The organism is Aminobacter sp. Y103A (assembly GCF_030294925.1).
GTDB lineage: Bacteria > Pseudomonadota > Alphaproteobacteria > Rhizobiales > Rhizobiaceae > Aminobacter > Aminobacter ciceronei.
Genome location: NZ_AP017987.1, coordinates 17,505 through 35,835, shown reverse-complemented (window position 1 = coordinate 35,835; position 18,331 = coordinate 17,505). Strand labels below are relative to the sequence as shown.

Genomic DNA, 18,331 nt, shown 5'->3' with positions numbered 1-18,331 from the left:
CGTCAGTCGCGGACCATGCGCCGCGTGATCACAAAGCGCAGCCGCTCTGGCATCGCCGCCAGGAGCTTCATCGACAGCACCATCTTCCATGGAAAAGCGGTCATGAAACGCCGCGATTTCAGGCCAGCCATGATGTGGTCGACCGCAGCGTCTGCCGAGATCATGAACGGCATCGGAAAATCGTTCTTCCGTGTCAGGGGCGTGTCGACGAAACCCGGACAGACGAGGCTGAGCCGCACGTTCCGAGCCGCGAGTTCAGGGTGGAGCGCTTCACACATGTTGATCAGCGCTGCCTTGGTCGCGCCATAAGCTGCAGCGCCCGGCAGGCCGACGAAGCCTGAAACCGAAGACACCACGGCAACGTGCCCGCCCTGGCGCGCCAGCATGCGCGGCATCAGCGCAGCCAGGCAATGCACGCAGCCCATCAGATTGACGTCAACGGTGGCGCGAAAGGCGCCGGCGTCGAACTCAGCGGCGGCGTCGCGCGCATAGGTGCCGGCGTTCAGCACGGCGAGATCGATCGGCCCGATTTCGCCCTCTATGCGGGCAACCGTCTCGAGTACGGTCGCCTCGGCGGTCACGTCGAGCGGAAATGCACGGATACGACCCGGCGCCTCGGCGGCCAGTTCGGCGAGATCGCTCGCCGTCCGCGCGCTTGCCACGACCTGCCAGCCTTCGCTGGCAAGCCGCAACGCCAAGGCGCGGCCGATGCCGGAGCCGGCGCCAGTGACCCACGCCAGCCGCCTGTTGCTCACGACCCGCCCAGCATCGTTGTTCCGGCGCATGGCTGCTCCTCGGAATGCCCGTTCTCCCTCTCTTACGAGCAAAGCCGGGGATTGGTTCATGGCTCCCAGCATCTCGACGGCCGGCATAGCCGCGAGGGCACTATTGCTCATAGTTTATGCAAAAATCAGATCTGGGCAAAAAACTGGCAATATCTGCTGTGCAATGCACAAATCCTGGGACACCGGCTGGCGGCATGAGCAGCCATGCCTTCGGGTGCATTAGGCCAACCTTATGAAAATGCGCGACTTTCCCTGCCTCCAAACTGGCCCTGAGCGATTGGCATGACGGTTGCATGACATTGTTCAGTGCAACAAAGCCAAATGGGAGAATGGTAATGAGGGGACATTTCGCAAACTGGACCGCCGCAGCCATGGCCGGGATAGTCGGCGCCGGGCTCAGCCTGGCGTCGCCCTCCGCGGCGGCGGACGACACCATCAAGGTCGGCGTGCTGCATTCGCTGTCCGGAACGATGGCGATTTCAGAAACGACGCTGAAAGACACGATGCTGTTCCTCATCGAAGAACAGAACAAGAAGGGCGGGTTGCTCGGCAAGAAGCTCGAGGCCGTCGTCGTCGATCCGGCCTCGGACTGGCCGCTGTTTGCCGAAAAGGCACGCCAGTTGATCGAGCAGGACAAGGTCGCCGCCGTCTTCGGCTGCTGGACCTCGTCGTCACGCAAGTCGGTGCTGCCGGTCTTCGAGGAGCTCAACAGCCTGCTGTTCTATCCCGTCCAGTATGAAGGGGAGGAAAGCCAGCGCAACGTGTTCTACACCGGCGCCGCGCCCAACCAGCAGGCCATTCCTGCCGTCGACTATCTGATGAACGAAGAAGGCGTGCAGCGCTGGGTGCTCGCCGGCACCGACTATGTCTATCCGCAGACGACGAACAAGATCCTGCAGGCCTATCTGCAGTCGAAGGGCGTCGCCGCCGAGGACATCATGGTCAACTACACGCCGTTCGGGCATTCCGACTGGCAGACCATCGTCTCCGACATCAAGAAGTTCGGCTCGACCGGCAAGAAGACCGCCGTCGTCTCGACCATCAATGGCGACGCTAACGTGCCGTTCTACAAGGAGCTCGGCAACCAGGGCATCAAGGCCGAGGACATTCCGGTGGTCGCTTTCTCGGTCGGCGAGGAAGAACTCGCCGGCCTCGACACCGCGCCGCTGGTCGGCCATCTCGCCGCCTGGAACTATTTCCAGTCAGTCGATAGCCCCGCCAACGCCGAGTTCATCTCGGCCTGGAAGGGCTACACCAAGAACGACAAGCGGGTGACCAACGACCCGATGGAAGCCCATGTCATCGGATTCAACATGTGGCTGAAGGCGGTCGAGAAGGCCGGTACCACCGATCCGGACGCCGTCATCGACGCGATCGTCGGTGTCTCGGTGCCGAACCTCTCGGGCGGCTTCTCGACAATGATGCCCAACCACCACATCACCAAGCCGGTGCTGATCGGCGAGATCCAGGCCGACGGCCAGTTCGAGACGGTGTGGCAGACCGCGGGCCTCGTGGTCGGCGACGAATGGTCCGACTACCTGCCCGATTCCAAGGACCTGATAGCCGACTGGCGCGCGCCGATGTCGTGCGGAAACTTTAACGTCGCCACCGGCAAGTGCGGCGGCAAGGGCACAACCAACTAGCCCATCAAGGTGCCGGGCAGGCTATCTCGCCCGGCACCCCAATCCTAATCGCACACAGGTACCATTCCAGATGCAGTTCGTCCGCAGTCTAGTCCTGGCCATTGCCGTCATTTGCGCGAGCCTGCCGTCGCTTGCCCATGCCGACGAGGCGGGCTTGCGGGCATTGCTCACCCGGCTCGCCACGACGACAAACTTCCAGGAGACGGAATCCGTCGTCCGCGATCTTGCCGCCACCGGGGAGCCGGCCGTCGAGCGCATCCTGTCGGCCCTGGCCGACGGCAACCTCTATGTCAGAAAGTCCGACCAGGGCGTCTTCACAGGCAAGGAAGATGGCCAGACGCTTTCGCTGTCCGATGCGCTCGACGGAACGGCAGCCGGCACAGCTGCGAAGGCCGATATTGCCAAGGTCAAGGTCAACAACGCGCTCCGCCGCACCATCCGCGACGTCATGGGTGGGCTTACCCTCGGATCGGCCGATCCAACTGTGAGGCTGTCGGCGGCAAGCACCATGCTCAAGCGCCCCGACAAGACGGCGTTGCCAGCTCTCGACGCAGCGATTGCCGGCGAGACCGACGCCACGGTCAAAGCAGCGCTTGCCCAGGCCCGCGCCGCCGCAGTCCTGGTTTCCGACCTCGGCGAGGCCGAAAAACGCGCTGCCATCGCCGTTCTTGCAAACCGCGGCGACAGCGACGCGCTGGCCCAGCTGACAGCCTTCCAGGCCGCAAGCACCGGCGCATTGGCCGAGACGGCCGCCCGCTCGGTCGCGCAGATCGAGACCAGCATGGCCGCCTGGCAGGTGGCGCAAAACGTCTGGTACGGCATTTCGCTCGGCTCGGTGCTGCTGCTCGCAGCCATCGGCCTCGCCATCACCTTCGGCGTCATGGGCGTCATCAACATGGCCCATGGCGAGATGGTCATGCTCGGCGCCTACACCACCTTCGTCGTGCAGCAGGCGATCCGCGCCTTCGCGCCCGACCTGTTCGACTGGTCGTTGGCCATCGCTTTGCCTACCGCCTTCCTCGTCGCCGGCGGCGTCGGCCTCGCCATCGAACGCGGCATGATCCGTTTCCTCTATGGCCGCCCGCTCGAAACGCTTCTGGCGACCTGGGGTGTCTCGCTGATCCTGCAGCAGGCTGTCCGCACCATCTTCGGCCCGACCAATCAGGAGGTCGGCGCACCGAGCTGGATGGCCGGCGCGTTCCAGCTCGGCCAGCTGACAATCACCTGGAGCCGGCTCTGGATCGTGCTGTTCTGCCTCGCCGTCTTCCTTCTGCTGGTCTTCATCATGAAGCGGACGAGCTGGGGCCTGCGCATGCGCGCGGTGACCCAGAACCGGCGCATGGCCGCCTCGATGGGCATCCGCACGCCATGGGTCGACGCCTTCACCTTCGCACTCGGCTCGGGCATCGCAGGGATCGCGGGGGTGGCGCTGAGCCAGATCGACAATGTCTCGCCCAATTTCGGCCAGGGCTACATCATCGACAGCTTCATGGTCGTGGTCTTCGGCGGTGTCGGCAATCTCTGGGGCACCTTCATCGGCGCGATGACGCTTGGCGTTCTGAACAAGTTCCTCGAGCCTTACGCCGGTGCGGTGCTCGGCAAGATCCTGGTGCTGGTGCTGATCATCCTGTTCATCCAGAAGCGGCCGCGCGGCCTGTTCGCGCTCAAGGGACGGGCGGTGGAAGCATGATCGCGCGTCGCCTGTTTTCCTCCGACCGGCGCATCGCCGTCACCATCGCCACGCTGCTCGCGGCTGCGGTCATCGTGCCAGTGCTCAATCTCGCGGTGCCGGCCGAGAGTGCCTTCCACGTGCCGAGCTACGTCGTGGCGCTGGCCGGCAAATATCTCTGCTATGCCCTGCTTGCGCTCGCGCTCGACCTCGTCTGGGGCTATTGCGGCATCCTGTCACTCGGCCACGGCGCCTTCTTCGCCCTCGGCGGCTACGCCATGGGCATGTATCTGATGCGCCAGATCGGCGCGCGCGGCGTCTACGGCAACCCTGACCTGCCCGACTTCATGGTGTTCCTCAACTGGAAGGAACTGCCCTGGTACTGGCTCGGCTTCGATCACTTCTGGTTCGCAGCGCTGATGGTCATGGCCGTGCCGGGCCTGCTCGCCTTCGTGTTCGGCTGGTTTGCCTTCCGCAGCCGCGTCACCGGCGTCTATCTGTCGATCATCACCCAGGCCATGACCTATGCCCTGCTGCTTGCCTTTTTCCGCAACGACATGGGCTTCGGCGGCAACAACGGCCTGACCGACTTCAAGGACATCCTTGGCTTCAGCGTCCAGGCAAGCGAAACGCGCTCGGCGCTGTTTGCCGCGAGCGCGGTAGCGCTGGCGCTCGGCGTGCTGGTCACCTGGCTGGTGGTCGGTTCGAAATACGGCAAGCTTCTGATGGCCGTGCGCGATGCGGAGAGCCGCACGCGCTTCCTCGGCTGGCGGGCGGAGAACGTCAAGCTGTTCGCCTTCACGCTGTCGGCCATGATGGCCGGCATAGCGGGCGCGTTCTACGTGCCGCAGGTCGGCATCATCAACCCCGGTGAATTCGATCCTGCCAATTCGATCGAGGTCGTGATCTGGACCGCAGTCGGCGGCCGCGGAACCATCGTCGGGCCGATTGTCGGTGCCATCGCCGTCAATGCCGCCAAGAGCTGGTTCACCGGCGCCTTGCCCGAACTCTGGCTGTTCGCACTTGGCGGCCTGTTCATCGCCTCCACCCTGTTTTTGCCGCGCGGCATCGTCGGCCTGTGGGACCGGTGGCAGCAGATGCGGGCCACGCGCGCGGTGCCGGCCGAAGGCAAGGCCGCCGCGCGGACCGAGCCCCAGCCGGCGGAGTGACGGGATGAGCATGAGCGGAACCATCCTCTATCTCGACGGCGTGTCGGTTGCCTTTGACGGCTTCCGCGCCATCAACGACCTGTCGCTGGTGCTCGACAGGGGCGAGATGCGGGCCATCATCGGCCCCAACGGCGCCGGCAAGACGACGATGATGGACATCGTCACCGGCAAGACCCGTCCCGACAGCGGCGAGGTCTTTTTCGACGGCCAGATCGACCTGACGCGTCATGACGAGGCCGAGATCGCCATGATGGGCATCGGCCGCAAGTTCCAGAAACCGACGGTGTTCGAGAACCATACTGTCGAGGACAACCTGCTGCTGTCGCTCAAGGGGCAGCGCTCGATCTTCCCGGCACTCTTCTATTGCTCTTCGGCAGCCGACCGCCGGCGCATTGACGACATCCTCGGAGTCATCCGGCTCGGAGCCCGGCGCAACGAGCCGGCTGCCGGCCTGTCGCACGGCCAGAAGCAATGGCTCGAAATCGGCATGCTTCTCGCGCAGGACCCGAAGCTGCTGCTCGTCGACGAGCCGGTAGCCGGCATGACGGACGCCGAAACCTTCGAGACCGCCCGCCTGCTCAAGGACATCGCAGAGACGCATTCGGTCATCGTCGTCGAGCATGACATGCATTTCGTCCGCGAGCTCGGCGTCAAGGTGACCTGCCTGCACGAAGGCTCCGTGCTGTCGGAAGGCACGCTCGACTTCGTCTCGTCAGACGAACGTGTCGTCGAAGTCTATCTGGGGCGCTGACGATGTGGTGGCGCGGTACTTATCTAGCGACGGTCCCAAAGCGGGAAACTCCGGCATCGCCGCAGGCCATGTCGCAAACGAAATTCACCAACCTCCCCTGGCGCTCCGGAAGGGCCGCCACCCCCGTCCTGGCGACGGGGGCGCGGGGGGCCCAGTCGATGGAGCCGGGCGATGCTTGAGGTCAACGACGCCGTTCTCCACTACGGCGCGGCCGAGGCGCTGCGCGGCGTCTCGCTGCGCGCCGACGCCGGCAAGATCACCTGCGTGCTTGGCCGCAACGGCGTGGGCAAGACAAGTCTGATGAGATCGATCGTCGGCCAGCACAGGCTGACATCGGGTACGGTTGCCTTCGAGGGGAAGGCGCTCGACCGGAGCGCGGCATACGATCGCGCCCGGTCGGGCATCTCTTTCGTGCCGCAGGGGCGCGAGATTTTTCCGCTGCTGACGGTGCAGGAGAACCTGGAGACCGGCTTCGCGCCGCTGAAGCGGGGCGAACGCACGGTGCCCGAACACGTCTTCGAGCTGTTTCCTGTTCTGAAGCAGATGCTGGCACGGCGCGGCGGCGACCTCTCGGGCGGTCAGCAACAGCAGCTGGCGATCGGCCGGGCGCTGGTCATGCGGCCGAAACTCCTGGTGCTCGACGAGCCGACAGAAGGCATCCAGCCGTCGATCATCAAGGACATCGGCCGTGCCATCCGCTACCTGCGCGACACCGCCGGCATCGCCGTGCTCCTGGTAGAGCAATATCTCGATTTCTGCCGCGAGCTCGCCGACGTCGTCTACATCATGGACCGTGGCAGGATCGTCCATACAGGCGCCGCCGGAGACCTCGATACGCCCGAAATCCGCAAGCTACTGACGGTGTGAGCCGCAAAGAGACTGGAAAACGACCCGACAAGGACAATACCAGTTTAACACCTGAAAAAAATTCTGCATAAAGGAGCGACTTTCCACAGGTGGCTCCGATGGGCGATCAGGCAATCCTCGACTTCCTCGCAAGACAGCTTTCCGGCGAGAGCGGCGAACCGCTGTACCGGCGGCTGGAGGACGCCATCAAGGAGGCGATCGGTGCCTCCCACCTCAAGCGTAGCGCCGTCATCCCCAGCGAACGCACGCTGTGCGATGCGCTCGGCATTTCGCGCGTCACCGTGCGCAAGGCGATCGACGGCCTCGTCTCCGACGGGCTGCTCGACCGCCGCCAGGGCGCAAAGACCGTCGTGTCGTCGCGCCTGGAGAAGTCGCTGGCAACCATGACCAGCTTTTCCGAAGACATGCGCTCGCGCGGGCTTGAACCCGGCTGCGTCTGGATTTCGCGAGAGATTTCACGGCCTTCGCCAGCCGAAATGATGGCCTTGGGCATCTCCGCCAGCGAAAAGGTCGTGCGCCTGCGCCGCCTGCGCACCGCCGACGACACACCCATCGCCATCGAGATCGCCACGCTGCCGGCACGTTTCGTGCCGGATCCCCAGGCGGTCGGGGAATCGCTCTACGAATATCTCGAGGCCACCGGCGCCCTGCCGGTCCGGGCACTGCAGCGCATGCAGGCCAAGCCCGCCACCGACGAGGAGCGCCAGCTTCTCGCCACGCCCGAGGACACCTCTTTGCTGGTCATGGAACGTCGCTGCTTCCTCGCCGACGGCCAGATCGTTGAGTTCACCCAGACCAAGTACCGCGGCGACGTCTACGACTTCGTCATCGAGCTGATGCGATAATACCAGTATAAATCCTGTTGCAATCTGGTATTGGACTGCTACCGTCTGGGCATCACAGGAGATGCCCGCGTGCCGCTTGACTTCAAAGCCCTCGACAATGGCCTGATCGTGTCCTGCCAGCCGGTGAAGGGTGGCGCCATGGACAAGGCCGAGATCGTCGTGGGCTTCGCGCTGGCGGCCATCGACGGCGGCGCCGCTGCTCTGCGCATCGAATCCGCCGAATATGTCGCTGCCGTCCGCGCCGCCACCAACAAGCCGATCATAGGCCTGGTCAAGCGCGACCTTGATGACACGCCCGTCCGCATCACGCCCTGGCTCGAAGACATCGACGCGCTGGCCGCCGCAGGTGCCGACGTCATCGCCTACGATGCCACCCAGCGCATCCGCCCGGTTGCGACCAACGCGCTGATCGAGCGTATCCATTCCCACGGCCGTGCCGCCATGGCCGACTGCTCCGTCATCTCCGACGCCGAGCAGGCGCTGGCCGAAGGCGCCGACGTCGTCGGCTCGACGCTCGCCGGCTACACCGGCCCGGTCGAACCGACCGAGCCCGACTTTGCGCTGATGGCGGCGATGCGGAAGCTGACGCCTCACGTCGTCGCCGAGGGCAATGTCCGCACCCCCGCCCAGGCGCAGCAGGCGCTGGCGTCCGGAGCCTCGATGGTCGTCGTCGGCTCTGCCATCACCCGGCCGGAATATGTGACCTCGTGGTTTCGCTCGGCGCTCGACGAAACCATCGCCAAGGCCGGAGCCTGATCACCATGGCTGAGGCCGTTCTTGCGCTCGACATCGGCGGCACCAAGATGCTCGCAGCCCTGGTGCGCGAGGACACGGTGGTCGAAACGCACAAGATGCCGACGCCGCGCAGCGGTGATCCGGAGCAATGGCTGACGTCTCTGTTCGACGCCATTTCAGGCTGGAGGGGCCGCTACGACACTGTAGGCGTCGCCGTTTCCGGCATAATCGACGACGGCTGCTGGTCGCCGCTCAACCGCAAGACGCTCGATATCCCCGACGGCTTCCCACTGGTCGCAACCGTCAAAAGGCTCGCCGGCACCGACGCGGTGCTCGCCGCCAATGACGCACAGGCCGCTGCCTGGGGCGAGTTCTCCTGCGGCGCCGGCCAGGGCGAGGACCTCGTCTTCCTCACCATCTCCACCGGCATTGGTGGCGGCATCGTCGTCAACGGCCGCCTGCTCGGCGGTCTATCAGGCCATTTCGGCCTGCTGCGCAGCCTCGACGAGAACGCCGGCGTCCTCGAGGACCACGTCTCCGGCAACTGGATGGCGGCACAAGCGGCACCGCGCCAGGCCGGTGCCACCGCGCGCGAGGTCTTCGAGGCAGCAGCTGCAGGCCAAGCCTGGGCGCAGGACATCATCAAAGCATCGGTGCGTCAGACCGCCCTTCTGTGCCGCAACATCCAGCTCATGCTCGACCCTGCCCGCATCGTCATTGGCGGCGGCATCGGTCTGGCACCCGGATATCTCGAATCCGTCCGGCAGGCACTGGGAAGCCTGCCGCCACGGCTCACCCCGCAGCTTCACGCGGCAGCACTCGGAGAGAGCGCCGGCGTCGTGGGCATCGCGGATCTAGCAAAACGTCAGAACTGAACTAGAGGGAGAACACGACATGACATTTTCGACGCTCAGAAAGGGCGGCCTGATCGCGGTTGCGATCGCCAGCCTGATGGCGAGCCCCGCCTTCGCCAAGGTGACCGTGCTCGGCTGGCCGGGCGGCCCAGAGGAGACCGCGCTGCGCGCCGCCGCCGACGCCTACAACGCCAAATCCGACACGTCCGACGCCAACAAGGTCGAGTTGCTGTTCTTCAACCGCGACGGCTTCTGGGACAAGCTGCAGGCCGACCTCGCCGCCGGCTCGAAGGCCTTCGACGTCAACCTGCTCGCCACATACTCCATCGGCCGCTATGCGCCGTTCATGGAGCCGGTCGAGCTTTCGGACGAGGCCAAGGCTGTCTATGGCGACTCCGTGCTCTCCACCATGCAGTATGAAGGCAAGCAGTTCGGCGTGCCGACCGATCTTTCGCTGCACTTCATGTATTACCGCAAGGACCTGGTCGAGGCGCTGCTCAAGGATGACGCAGCCAAGGCCAGATTCGCCGAGATTTCCGAGAAGCACCTCGGCAAGAAGCTCGAGCCGAAAAACCCGGACGAGTGGACCTGGGACGACTACGCGGCGACGGCGCTCTACTTCACCCAGGCCGTCAACCCGGACAGCCCGACCCGCTACGGCACCGTACTGCAGCTCAAGAACTTGCTGTTCAACATGATGGTGTTCCAGTCGCTGCCGCGTTCCTACGGCGGCAACTGGATGGACGAGAGCGGCAAGGTGACGGTCAACTCCGACGCCTATCGCAAGGGCCTGGAGACCTACAAGCTGCTCTATGACGCCGGCGCCACCCCGCGTGACTCGCTGTCCTACGAGTTCGCCGAAGCCAACGCCGCCTACGCCTCCGGCCAGGTTGCGGCGATGATGCAATGGAACGCGGCTGCCTCCGACCTGACCTCCAAGGAGAAGTCGCCGACGGTTGCCGAGGTCACCGAGACCATCGCCCCGCCGGCCGGACCCGAGGGCCGCTTCACCCACATCCATGGCCTCGGCTTCGGCCTCAACAAGAACGCCGAGAACAAGGATGGCGCCAAGGCCTTCATCAAGTGGCTGTCGTCGAAGGAAGCAGCGCTGATCTACGCCAGGAGCAGCGGCGCGCCGGCACTCACCCCCGACGTCGTCAAGGAAGTCGCGGCCGAGCGCCCCGACCTGGTCAAGCTCGGCGAGTTCGCCAGCAAGTATGGCTACGTCATGAACGGCGGCACCTCGGCCAAGGCGCTCTCGGTCTACGAACTCCAGGCCAAGGAGTTCACCGGCTACTGGTCGGGCCAGCAGTCGCTCGACGACGCCCTTGCCAACACCGAAAAGGGCATGACCGAGCTGCTCAAGTAATCGGCTGGCCGGCGGCAGCACCAGGCCGTCGCCGGCCACTCCTACAGGTTCGGGATTTCGGCACTTCTCCGCGCTTCTGTGCCCCTGGTATGGCCGGGCGATCCTGGCATCCGTTTTGCTCCCACGGGTCCGAGGTGTCGAATCCTGAGCCCGTCCAGATGCATGCCCCCGACACGACCGCCGCTTCGGGGGTCGGCCAGCCACCATTGCTTCCATTGGAACGCCGGCCTTAAATCCATTGGAACGCCAGCCTTAGATCGATTGATGACAACGCTTTCGCAACGCGCCCCCTCGTCCGAATTCCGTCTGCTGGCAGTGCCACTGGTGCTGTTCCTGCTCGTCTTCCTTGGCTTCCCGGCTGTCGTCAATCTCGTCTACTCGGTCTCCGAGGTCAGTTTCGAGACCCTGCGCAGGCCTGAGATCACGGGTTTCTCCAACTTCGCCGCCGTCTGGAACGACCAGGCGTTCTGGCAGGCGAGCTGGTTCTCCTTCCGCTTCGGCCTGCTGACCGCACTGCTCGAATGTGCGCTCGGCCTGTTCCTCGCCATCTTCCTGTCGCCGCTCATCGAAAAGCGCAGCTGGCTGATGGCGATCCTGATGTTGCCGTTGATGGTGGCGCCGGCGCTCGTCGGCCTGATGTACCGCCTCGTGCTGCACGAGTTCGTCGGCCCGGTGCCCTATTATCTCTGGACCTGGTTCGGCGCGAGCTTCTCGTTCCTTGGACCGGGCTCGGCTTTCTGGACGCTGGTCGTCGTCGAGACGCTGCAATGGACGCCGTTCGCCTTCCTGTTGTTCTACATGGCCTACCAGGCCATCCCCAAGGAGATCGTCGAGGCCTCCGCCATGGACGGCGCGCGCTACCGCCACCGTCTCTGGTACATCGAACTGCCGCTGATGGCGCCGACGATCGTGGTTGCCCTGCTCATCCGCTTCATCGATGGCTTCCGCGTCTTCGACAATGTCTATGTGCTGACAGGCAGCGGCCCGGGCGGCTCCACCGCTTCACTGTCGATCTATATCTACGAAGCCTTCTTCAAACAGGGAGCTATCGGCAAGGCGGTCGCGGCTTCGGTCATTCTGTTCGTGGTGTCGTTTGCCGTGCTCTACGGCCTCAACGCGCTTGCCGCCCGTCGCAAGGGAGCCCGCTGATGATCAACGCCCTCCGCTGGATCGTCTTCGCCATCGCCGCACTGGCGATGAATTTCCCGATCCTCGTCACGCTCTCGACCTCGTTCAAGAGCGCGCGCGAGCTGTCGACCAATCCGGGCCTCTGGGTCTACGCACCGACGCTCGAAAACTACGCCACCGTGTTTACGGTGTCCGACCGGTTGAACATTTTTCTTTATCTGGTGAACAGTGTGGCTGTCGCGGCCCTCGGCACGCTGCTTGCGGTGGCGCTGGCTTTGCCCGCTGCCTATGCGATCGCCCGCGGCAAGCTCGGCGAACGCACGCTGTTGCCGCTCATCGTCAATTTGCGCGCCGTGCCGCTGATCATTTTCGCCATTCCGCTCTACATGATGTTTCAGTGGCTCTCGCTGCTCGACACGCGCCTCGGCCTCGGCCTGATCCTTGCGATCGTCAATCTGCCCCTGGCGCTGGTCATCCTGGTCAACGCCATCCGCGACCTGCCCGGCGAACTCGACGAGGCGGCACTGATGGACGGCGCCACGCGTTTCCAGATCCTGACCAGGGTGATTGCGCCGCTCTGTCGCCCGGCCATCGTCACCAGCCTGATCTTCGGCTTCATCACCGCCTGGAACGAGTTCCTGTTCGGCCTGATGCTGACCACGTCCAAGGCCGTGCCCATCACCGTCGGCGCTTCGTTCTTCTTCGCCGCCAGCGGCGGCGGCGTGCAGTGGGGCGTCGCCTCGGCCGTCATGATCGTCGGCGCCCTGCCGCCGATGCTGCTCGGCCTCATCATGTATCGCCAGATCAGCGGCTCGATGACGGCAGGCGCGGTCAAGGGCTGAACGCATATCAGCCCGAAAATCCCGTGATTTTCGGCATGCGCGATGTGCAGAAGAGAGTTTCCAGGAGGATTCTATGGGTACGATTTCGCTCCAAAAAGCAGGCAAGCGTTACGGCGGCACCGAGATCATCAGGGATCTCGACCTCGACATTTCAGATGGCGAGTTCGTCGTCATTGTCGGCCCATCCGGCTGCGGCAAGTCCACGCTGCTGCGCATGATCGCCGGCCTCGAGGAAACCACCTCCGGCCACCTTTTGATCGACGGCCGCGACGTCACCAGGGCGCCGCCGGTCGAGCGCCAGCTTGCCATGGTGTTCCAGTCCTACGCGCTTTATCCGCATATGACCGTACGCCAGAATATGGGTTTTGGGCTCAAGCTGGCGAAACTCTCACCGGATGCGATCAAGGCCAAGGTCGACCAGGCCGCCGACACGCTGAAGCTCACCCATCTGCTCGATCGTTACCCGCGCCAGCTCTCGGGCGGCCAGCGCCAGCGCGTCGCTATCGGCCGCGCCATCGTGCGCCAGCCGGTCGCCTTTCTGTTCGACGAGCCGCTGTCCAACCTGGACGCAGCGCTCCGCGTCGACATGCGGCTGGAGATCGCCAAGCTGCACCGCTCGCTCGGCGCCACCATGGTCTATGTCACCCACGACCAGGTCGAGGCGATGACGCTGGCCGACCGCATCGTCGTGCTCAAGGAAGGCCGCGTCATGCAGCACGGCAGTCCGCACGAGCTCTACGAGCGGCCCGCCAATCTTTTCGTCGCCCAGTTCATCGGCAGCCCCAAAATGAACGTGCTCGCCTGCGCCCCTTCAGGTGACGGCAAGCTCGACCTGTCCGGGCAGGGCGCGCTGTCCCTCACCTTCGCTGGCAGGCCGACCCAGCTCGGCGCCCGCCCCGAGCACCTGTCGCTCGTCGCCCCCGACAACGGCAACTGCCGCGGCACGGTCGAGGTCGCCGAATATCTTGGCGGCAACACCAGCGTCTTCGTCCGAAACGATCAGCTTGGTCTGATCAACGTCAATGCGCCCGCCGACACCCCAGTCCGGATCGGCGAGACTGTCGGCATCGCCATCGACGGCAAAAGGGTATCGCTGTTCGATGCTGACGGTGCGGCCATCGCCCGCGCGGCCTGACCGCCCATTCGGCTTGCGGCAGGCCGGCGTCAGCCGCGAGTCGGTGTGTCCGTCTCGCTCGACATACTCGGCGAGTACCTCAGCCGAAATGCCGCTCAGCCCTCGCGTGGACGCGCCACGTCGTTGGTGCCTTCGGCGTCGGGTGCCAGGCCATAGCTCATGCGGCGCATCTGATCGATCACCCTCCCCATCTCCTCGTCGGAAAGGACCGGCGGCTCACCGAGCATTAGCGCCTGGACATACATGCGCGACAGCGTCTCCACTTCGATCGCCAGCCACAGTGCGTGTTCGAGGTTGGTGCCGAGCGAGATCTGGCCGTGCTGGCCGAGCAGGCAGGCAAGCCGATCCTTCAGCGCAACAAGCGCGTTGTCCGACAGCGCCTGGGTGCCGAAGGTGGCATAGGCGGCACAGCGGATGGTGGTGCCGCCGGCAACGCCGGTCATGTAATGGAACGACGGAATGGTCCTGTGGTGGCAGGCGAGCGTCGTCGCATAGACCGAATGGCAATGCAGAACGACGCTGATGTCCTCGCGCGCCTTGAGTATGTCGCGGTGGAAACGCCATTCCGATGACGGGCGGCGGCCGACATAGGTGCCGTCGAAATCCATCTCGACGATGTCATCAGGGCCCATGATATCGTAAGGCATACCCGACGGGGTGATGAGGAAGCTGCGGCCCGACCGCACCGAAAGGTTGCCTGCCGTGCCCTGGTTGATACCGCTCGAATTCATGCGCCGGCAGATCGACACCATCTCCTCGCGCAGTGCCTTGTCAGTCATTGTCTACTCCAGATGAAAAACCTTGCGCAGCGGCACGACCAGCGGCTCGTCGCGGTCGGTGTACTGCATGGTGTCGGCCATGAAGTCCCACCAGCGGCGGTTGACCTCGGTTTGCGGCAGCCTGTCCATATCGTGGTCATCGGTGCGGACCAGCGTGGCGAACAGGTGATTGGTCTCGGGATCGAGCCAGATCGTGTAGTCGGACACGCCCGCTTCGCGTAGCGCAGCACTGAGCTCCGGCCAGATCTCGTCGTGGCGTTTCTCGTACTCGGCGGCCTGGCCCGGATTGAGGACCATGCGGAAGGCGATGCGCTCGGGCATGTCCTGACCCCCTCAGACGATGCCGCCGCCACCGCCGACCGACGCCGGCCGCTCGGCCGCGACCTTCTGGCGGTAACCGCTGGCACGGTAGGCTGCGACCGGATCGATGGCGCCGCCCCGGTTCAGCCGCGCCATGGCAAGGATCGGCTCGACATCAGTACGGTAGGCCGCCTTCAGCGTCTGCGTCGCCATCAGTGCGTCATTGTCTTCCTGAAAGCCTTCGAGCGCCTTGCGGTCGACCAGCAGTGCGGCGGCATAGGCCCGCTGAACCTCGACGGCCGACAGCATCAGGCTTTCGATCGGGTCGGTGACGTTGTGGCTCTGGTCGAGCATGTGCGCAGGGTGAAAATCCTTGGCGCCGGAAAGCTCGGCGTCGACCAGTTCGTTGAAGACCAGGAACAGGCGATAGGGGTCGATCGATCCGGCATCGAGATCGTCGTCACCATATTTCGAGTCGTTGAAGTGGAACCCACCCAGCTTGCCGAACTGGATCAGCCGGGAGACGATCATTTCGATGTTGACGTTGGGGGCGTGATGGCCAAGGTCGACGAGGCAATAGGCCTTGTCGCCCAGTTCCTTTGATATGATGTAGTTGGTGCCCCAATCCTGCACGACGGTCGAATAGAAGGCCGGCTCGTACATCTTGTGCTCGGTGAACAGTCGCCAGTCGCCTGGCAGCGCCGCATAGATGTCCTTCATCGCGTCGAGATAACGCTCGAAAGCCCGGGCGAAATTGACCTGGCCGGGGAAGTTCGAGCCATCGCCGATCCACACCGTCAGCGCCTTCGACCCCAGGGTCTTGCCGATTTCAATGCACTCGATGTTGTGCTCGACCGCCTGGCGGCGGACGGCTGGGTCTGCGTGGCTGAGCGAACCGAACTTGTAGGACTGCCTCTGCCCCGACGCGTCGGAGAAGGTGTTCGAATTCATCGCATCGAAGCCGAGGCCGAAACGGGCCGCGGCCTGCTTCAACCTGCTGGCGTCGGCCTTGTCCCAAGGGATATGCAGCGAGACGGTCGGCGTCGCCCGCGTCAGCTGGTTGATGACGGCGCAATCCTCGACCTTGTCGAACACGTCGCGCGGTTCGCCCTGGCCGGGAAAGCGGGCAAAACGGGTGCCGCCGGTGCCGACGCCCCAGGACGGGATTGCGACGCCGAAGGCCTCGACCTTGGCAAGAATGGCGTCGATGGCGATGCCGCGCCGGTCGAGCTGCGCGCCGAGCGACGCGTAATCGGCGCGCAGGGCTTTCTCCCTGTCGGCGTTGCTCTTTTCAACGGCGCCGCCCGATATCATCGTTTCCATCATATCCTCCTCTTGCGCGGCCTCACCACGCAAATGTCCGCACAAGAAAGTTAGGAATAGCGCCATGTTCGGCGAACAGCCGTTCACGCTCGGCCTGACTGCTCGTCTCGAGAACACCGGTCATGACAAGGGCGGTCCGCAGCCCAACCCCTTGCCCACCTGATATGTCGTGCTCGATGCTGTCGCCGACGCAGACGACGCGCACCGGGTCGGGATTGCCGAGCATGTCGAGCGCAGCAGCGTAGATTTCGGGAAACGGCTTGCCGATCCAGGTCACCGCACCGCCAAGCTCGGCGTAGAGTTCGGCGATGCGTCCGGCGCCGAAGCGCGGTCCGACCGAGGTCAGCATGATCTTGTCGGGATTGGTGCACAGGCACCTTGCGCCGCGCGCGGCGGCGGGCTGGAGCAGCCGGCGGTAGTGGTCGAGGTCGAAACGGTCGCCCTCGCTGGCAGAGAGCAGGACGATGTCGGCCTCTTCGCCGGGTTCGACCAAGGTCAGCGGCAGGTTTTCGACGGCGGACCGGTCGCCATCGCGGGCTATGAGCAAGCAGCGCAGGCCTGCTTCGCTGCCGAGCTGCTTGCGCAGGCTCCGCCAGGCGACCTCGCCCGAGGAGAGAAAATGACCCCAGCTGCCGGGCACGAAACCGAGCCTGGCAAGCCGTGCCTCGTTGGGCGCCGAACGTTTGCCCGAATTGGACAGAAGCAGCGTCCGCTTGCCAAGCTCCTGCAGCCGCACCAACGTCTCGACCGCGCCAGAGTAAGGCGCCACGCCGTCGTGCAACACGCCGAACTGATCGAGGATGAAGACGTCGAACCGCTCGGCCAGATCGCGAATGCCTGCAAGCTGGAGTGCGGACATCACAGGTCTCCCACGGCTTCGAGGCCGATGAGCGCCAGTCGTGCGGTGCCGGCGGCGGCCTCCTGGGAATGCGCCGGCGGGAACGGCACGCCGAGCCTGTTCTGGCGGATCGCGGTCCAGGCTGGGTTGGATGCCCCGCCGCCGAGGCTACGCATGGACTGCAGAGGCGGCGCACCGAGTTCGGCCAACCTGTCATAACCGAGCTTCTCGATGGTGGAGATGCCCTCGAGCATGGCCTGCAGGAAGCCCGCATCATCGGCAGGGCGCGGCGTGAGCCTTGGCGGCCAGGCGGGATCAAGCACCGGAAAGCGCTCGCCCGGTTCGAGCAACGGGTAGAAATCGAGACCGGTCGAAACATCAGGGTCGATGGCGGCGGACAGCCGTACGATCTCATCTGCGGAAAAGAAGTGGGACAAGACTTTGCCGCCGCTGTTGGAGGCGCCGCCGGCGAGCCACATGCCATTGAGGCGGTGGCTATAGATGCCGAATTCGGGCGCGAAGATCGGCCGGTCACACAGCAGCTTAAGCGTCAGCGTCGAGCCGAGCGCCGTGACGCCGTCGCCCGGCCTGTCGGCGCCGGTCGCCAGGAACGAGGCGCAACCATCGGTGGTGCCGGCGATGATCTCGACCTCTTCGCTCAGGCCGAGGGCCTTGGCCATGGCTGGCTCGATGGTTTCGATCGGCGCGCCCGGCGCCACCACGCGTGGCAGAAGTGCGGTCCTGAGCCCAGCTGCAGCGAGCCAGTCCGGCCAATGCCGGTCGATCGGATCGTAGCCGGTCTTCAGCGCATTGTTTTCGTCGGTGGTACCGAAATGGCCGGCGAGGCGTCCCGCGATCCAGTCGGCCTGGTGCAAGATTTTTGCGACGCCGGGCACGGATTGGAAGACCAGCGCCTTGGCCAGACCCGACGTGGTGCCGTGGGCCGCGCTTTCGGCCGGGATGACGGCGGCGATGCGGGCCAGCAACGCCTCATCACCGACCTTGTCGTCATACATCAGCGGTTCGGCGAGCGGCACACCCTGGCCGTCGACAGGCAGCAGCGTGCCGGAGGTGGCATCGACGGCAATGGCATGGACCCAGGTGCGGTCGACCTGGACAAGCACAGCCTTCAACGCCACCTCGACAGCCTGCCACCAGATTTTCGGGTCGCGCGGGTTGGCGCCGAAGTCCGCGAGTTTGGCCGCGCCCTGCGCCACGATCTCGAAGCCGGGCGTCATCACCACGGCGCGCGCACCTGACGTGCCGAGGTCGATGCCGATGGCGAGCGGGGTACTCATC

At 64.7% G+C, this 18,331-nt stretch carries 18 protein-coding genes; 12 read left to right on the top strand and 6 right to left on the bottom strand.

Annotated features, from left to right (window positions below; all coding sequences use genetic code 11):
• Positions 1-2 precede the first annotated feature (2 nt).
• The gene (locus Amn_RS27705; RefSeq protein ID WP_154384444.1) at positions 3-785 is read right to left on the bottom strand and encodes an SDR family NAD(P)-dependent oxidoreductase; all 783 of its coding nucleotides are present in this window, start codon (positions 783-785) and stop codon (positions 3-5) included.
• 371 nt (positions 786-1,156) lie between these two features.
• Between Amn_RS27705 and urtA the strand changes: the two genes are divergently transcribed.
• The 12 genes from urtA to Amn_RS27645 all read left to right on the top strand — a co-directional run bounded on the left by urtA (position 1,157) and on the right by Amn_RS27645 (position 13,792).
• Positions 1,157-2,428, top strand: coding sequence for an urea ABC transporter substrate-binding protein (urtA, locus tag Amn_RS27700; protein ID WP_246340830.1), 1,272 nt, complete (start codon positions 1,157-1,159; stop codon positions 2,426-2,428).
• Between the two features lie 70 nt (positions 2,429-2,498).
• The gene (urtB, locus tag Amn_RS27695) at positions 2,499-4,118 is read left to right on the top strand and encodes an urea ABC transporter permease subunit UrtB (RefSeq protein WP_286298830.1); all 1,620 of its coding nucleotides are present in this window, start codon (positions 2,499-2,501) and stop codon (positions 4,116-4,118) included.
• The gene (gene urtC, locus Amn_RS27690) at positions 4,115-5,266 is read left to right on the top strand and encodes an urea ABC transporter permease subunit UrtC (protein ID WP_182574699.1); all 1,152 of its coding nucleotides are present in this window, start codon (positions 4,115-4,117) and stop codon (positions 5,264-5,266) included. Before urtB ends, urtC begins: the two co-directional genes overlap by 4 nt.
• A 4-nt stretch (positions 5,267-5,270) precedes the next feature.
• The gene (gene urtD, locus Amn_RS27685) at positions 5,271-6,017 is read left to right on the top strand and encodes an urea ABC transporter ATP-binding protein UrtD (protein ID WP_286298829.1); all 747 of its coding nucleotides are present in this window, start codon (positions 5,271-5,273) and stop codon (positions 6,015-6,017) included.
• Between the two features lie 171 nt (positions 6,018-6,188).
• Entirely contained in the window at positions 6,189-6,884 is a 696-nt protein-coding gene (urtE, locus tag Amn_RS27680; RefSeq protein WP_067967235.1) for an urea ABC transporter ATP-binding subunit UrtE, read from the top strand.
• Positions 6,885-6,982: 98 nt separating this feature from the next.
• Positions 6,983-7,729: a GntR family transcriptional regulator gene (locus tag Amn_RS27675; protein ID WP_154384439.1), complete on the top strand. Its 747-nt coding sequence runs from the start codon at positions 6,983-6,985 to the stop codon at positions 7,727-7,729.
• Between the two features lie 69 nt (positions 7,730-7,798).
• Positions 7,799-8,485: an N-acetylmannosamine-6-phosphate 2-epimerase gene (locus tag Amn_RS27670; RefSeq protein ID WP_067968388.1), complete on the top strand. Its 687-nt coding sequence runs from the start codon at positions 7,799-7,801 to the stop codon at positions 8,483-8,485.
• Positions 8,486-8,490: 5 nt separating this feature from the next.
• Positions 8,491-9,339 carry an ROK family protein gene (locus tag Amn_RS27665; protein ID WP_067967230.1) on the top strand — a complete coding sequence of 283 codons (849 nt, stop codon included), beginning with the start codon at positions 8,491-8,493 and terminating at the stop codon, positions 9,337-9,339.
• Between the two features lie 19 nt (positions 9,340-9,358).
• Positions 9,359-10,687, top strand: a complete 1,329-nt coding sequence (locus Amn_RS27660; protein ID WP_067967227.1) for an ABC transporter substrate-binding protein — start codon at positions 9,359-9,361, stop codon at positions 10,685-10,687.
• Between the two features lie 264 nt (positions 10,688-10,951).
• Complete coding sequence (locus tag Amn_RS27655; RefSeq protein WP_067967224.1) at positions 10,952-11,836, top strand: carbohydrate ABC transporter permease; 885 nt, start codon at positions 10,952-10,954, stop codon at positions 11,834-11,836.
• Positions 11,836-12,657: a carbohydrate ABC transporter permease gene (locus Amn_RS27650; RefSeq protein ID WP_067967215.1), complete on the top strand. Its 822-nt coding sequence runs from the start codon at positions 11,836-11,838 to the stop codon at positions 12,655-12,657. The genes Amn_RS27655 and Amn_RS27650 overlap by 1 nt, the downstream gene beginning before the upstream one ends.
• A gap of 73 nt (positions 12,658-12,730) precedes the next feature.
• A complete protein-coding gene (locus tag Amn_RS27645) occupies positions 12,731-13,792 on the top strand; it encodes an ABC transporter ATP-binding protein (RefSeq protein WP_067967212.1) in 1,062 nt (353 codons plus the stop codon).
• 95 nt (positions 13,793-13,887) lie between these two features.
• Here the strand turns inward: Amn_RS27645 and Amn_RS27640 are convergent, their stop codons facing one another.
• Genes Amn_RS27640 through Amn_RS27620 form a run of 5 tightly spaced genes read right to left on the bottom strand, consistent with a single transcriptional unit; the run spans position 13,888 to position 18,330 of the window.
• Positions 13,888-14,571 carry a class II aldolase/adducin family protein gene (locus tag Amn_RS27640; protein ID WP_067967210.1) on the bottom strand — a complete coding sequence of 228 codons (684 nt, stop codon included), beginning with the start codon at positions 14,569-14,571 and terminating at the stop codon, positions 13,888-13,890.
• Positions 14,572-14,574: 3 nt separating this feature from the next.
• A complete protein-coding gene (gene rhaM / locus Amn_RS27635) occupies positions 14,575-14,892 on the bottom strand; it encodes an L-rhamnose mutarotase (RefSeq protein ID WP_067967208.1) in 318 nt (105 codons plus the stop codon).
• A gap of 12 nt (positions 14,893-14,904) precedes the next feature.
• Positions 14,905-16,194 (bottom strand): L-rhamnose catabolism isomerase, encoded by a 1,290-nt coding sequence (gene rhaI, locus Amn_RS27630; RefSeq protein WP_157097239.1) that lies wholly within the window; start codon positions 16,192-16,194, stop codon positions 14,905-14,907.
• Positions 16,195-16,216: 22 nt separating this feature from the next.
• Positions 16,217-17,053, bottom strand: coding sequence for a TIGR01459 family HAD-type hydrolase (locus Amn_RS27625; protein WP_286298819.1), 837 nt, complete (start codon positions 17,051-17,053; stop codon positions 16,217-16,219).
• Positions 17,053-18,330 carry an FGGY-family carbohydrate kinase gene (locus tag Amn_RS27620; protein WP_286298817.1) on the bottom strand — a complete coding sequence of 426 codons (1,278 nt, stop codon included), beginning with the start codon at positions 18,328-18,330 and terminating at the stop codon, positions 17,053-17,055. Before Amn_RS27620 ends, Amn_RS27625 begins: the two co-directional genes overlap by 1 nt.
• Position 18,331: the final 1 nt, after the last annotated feature.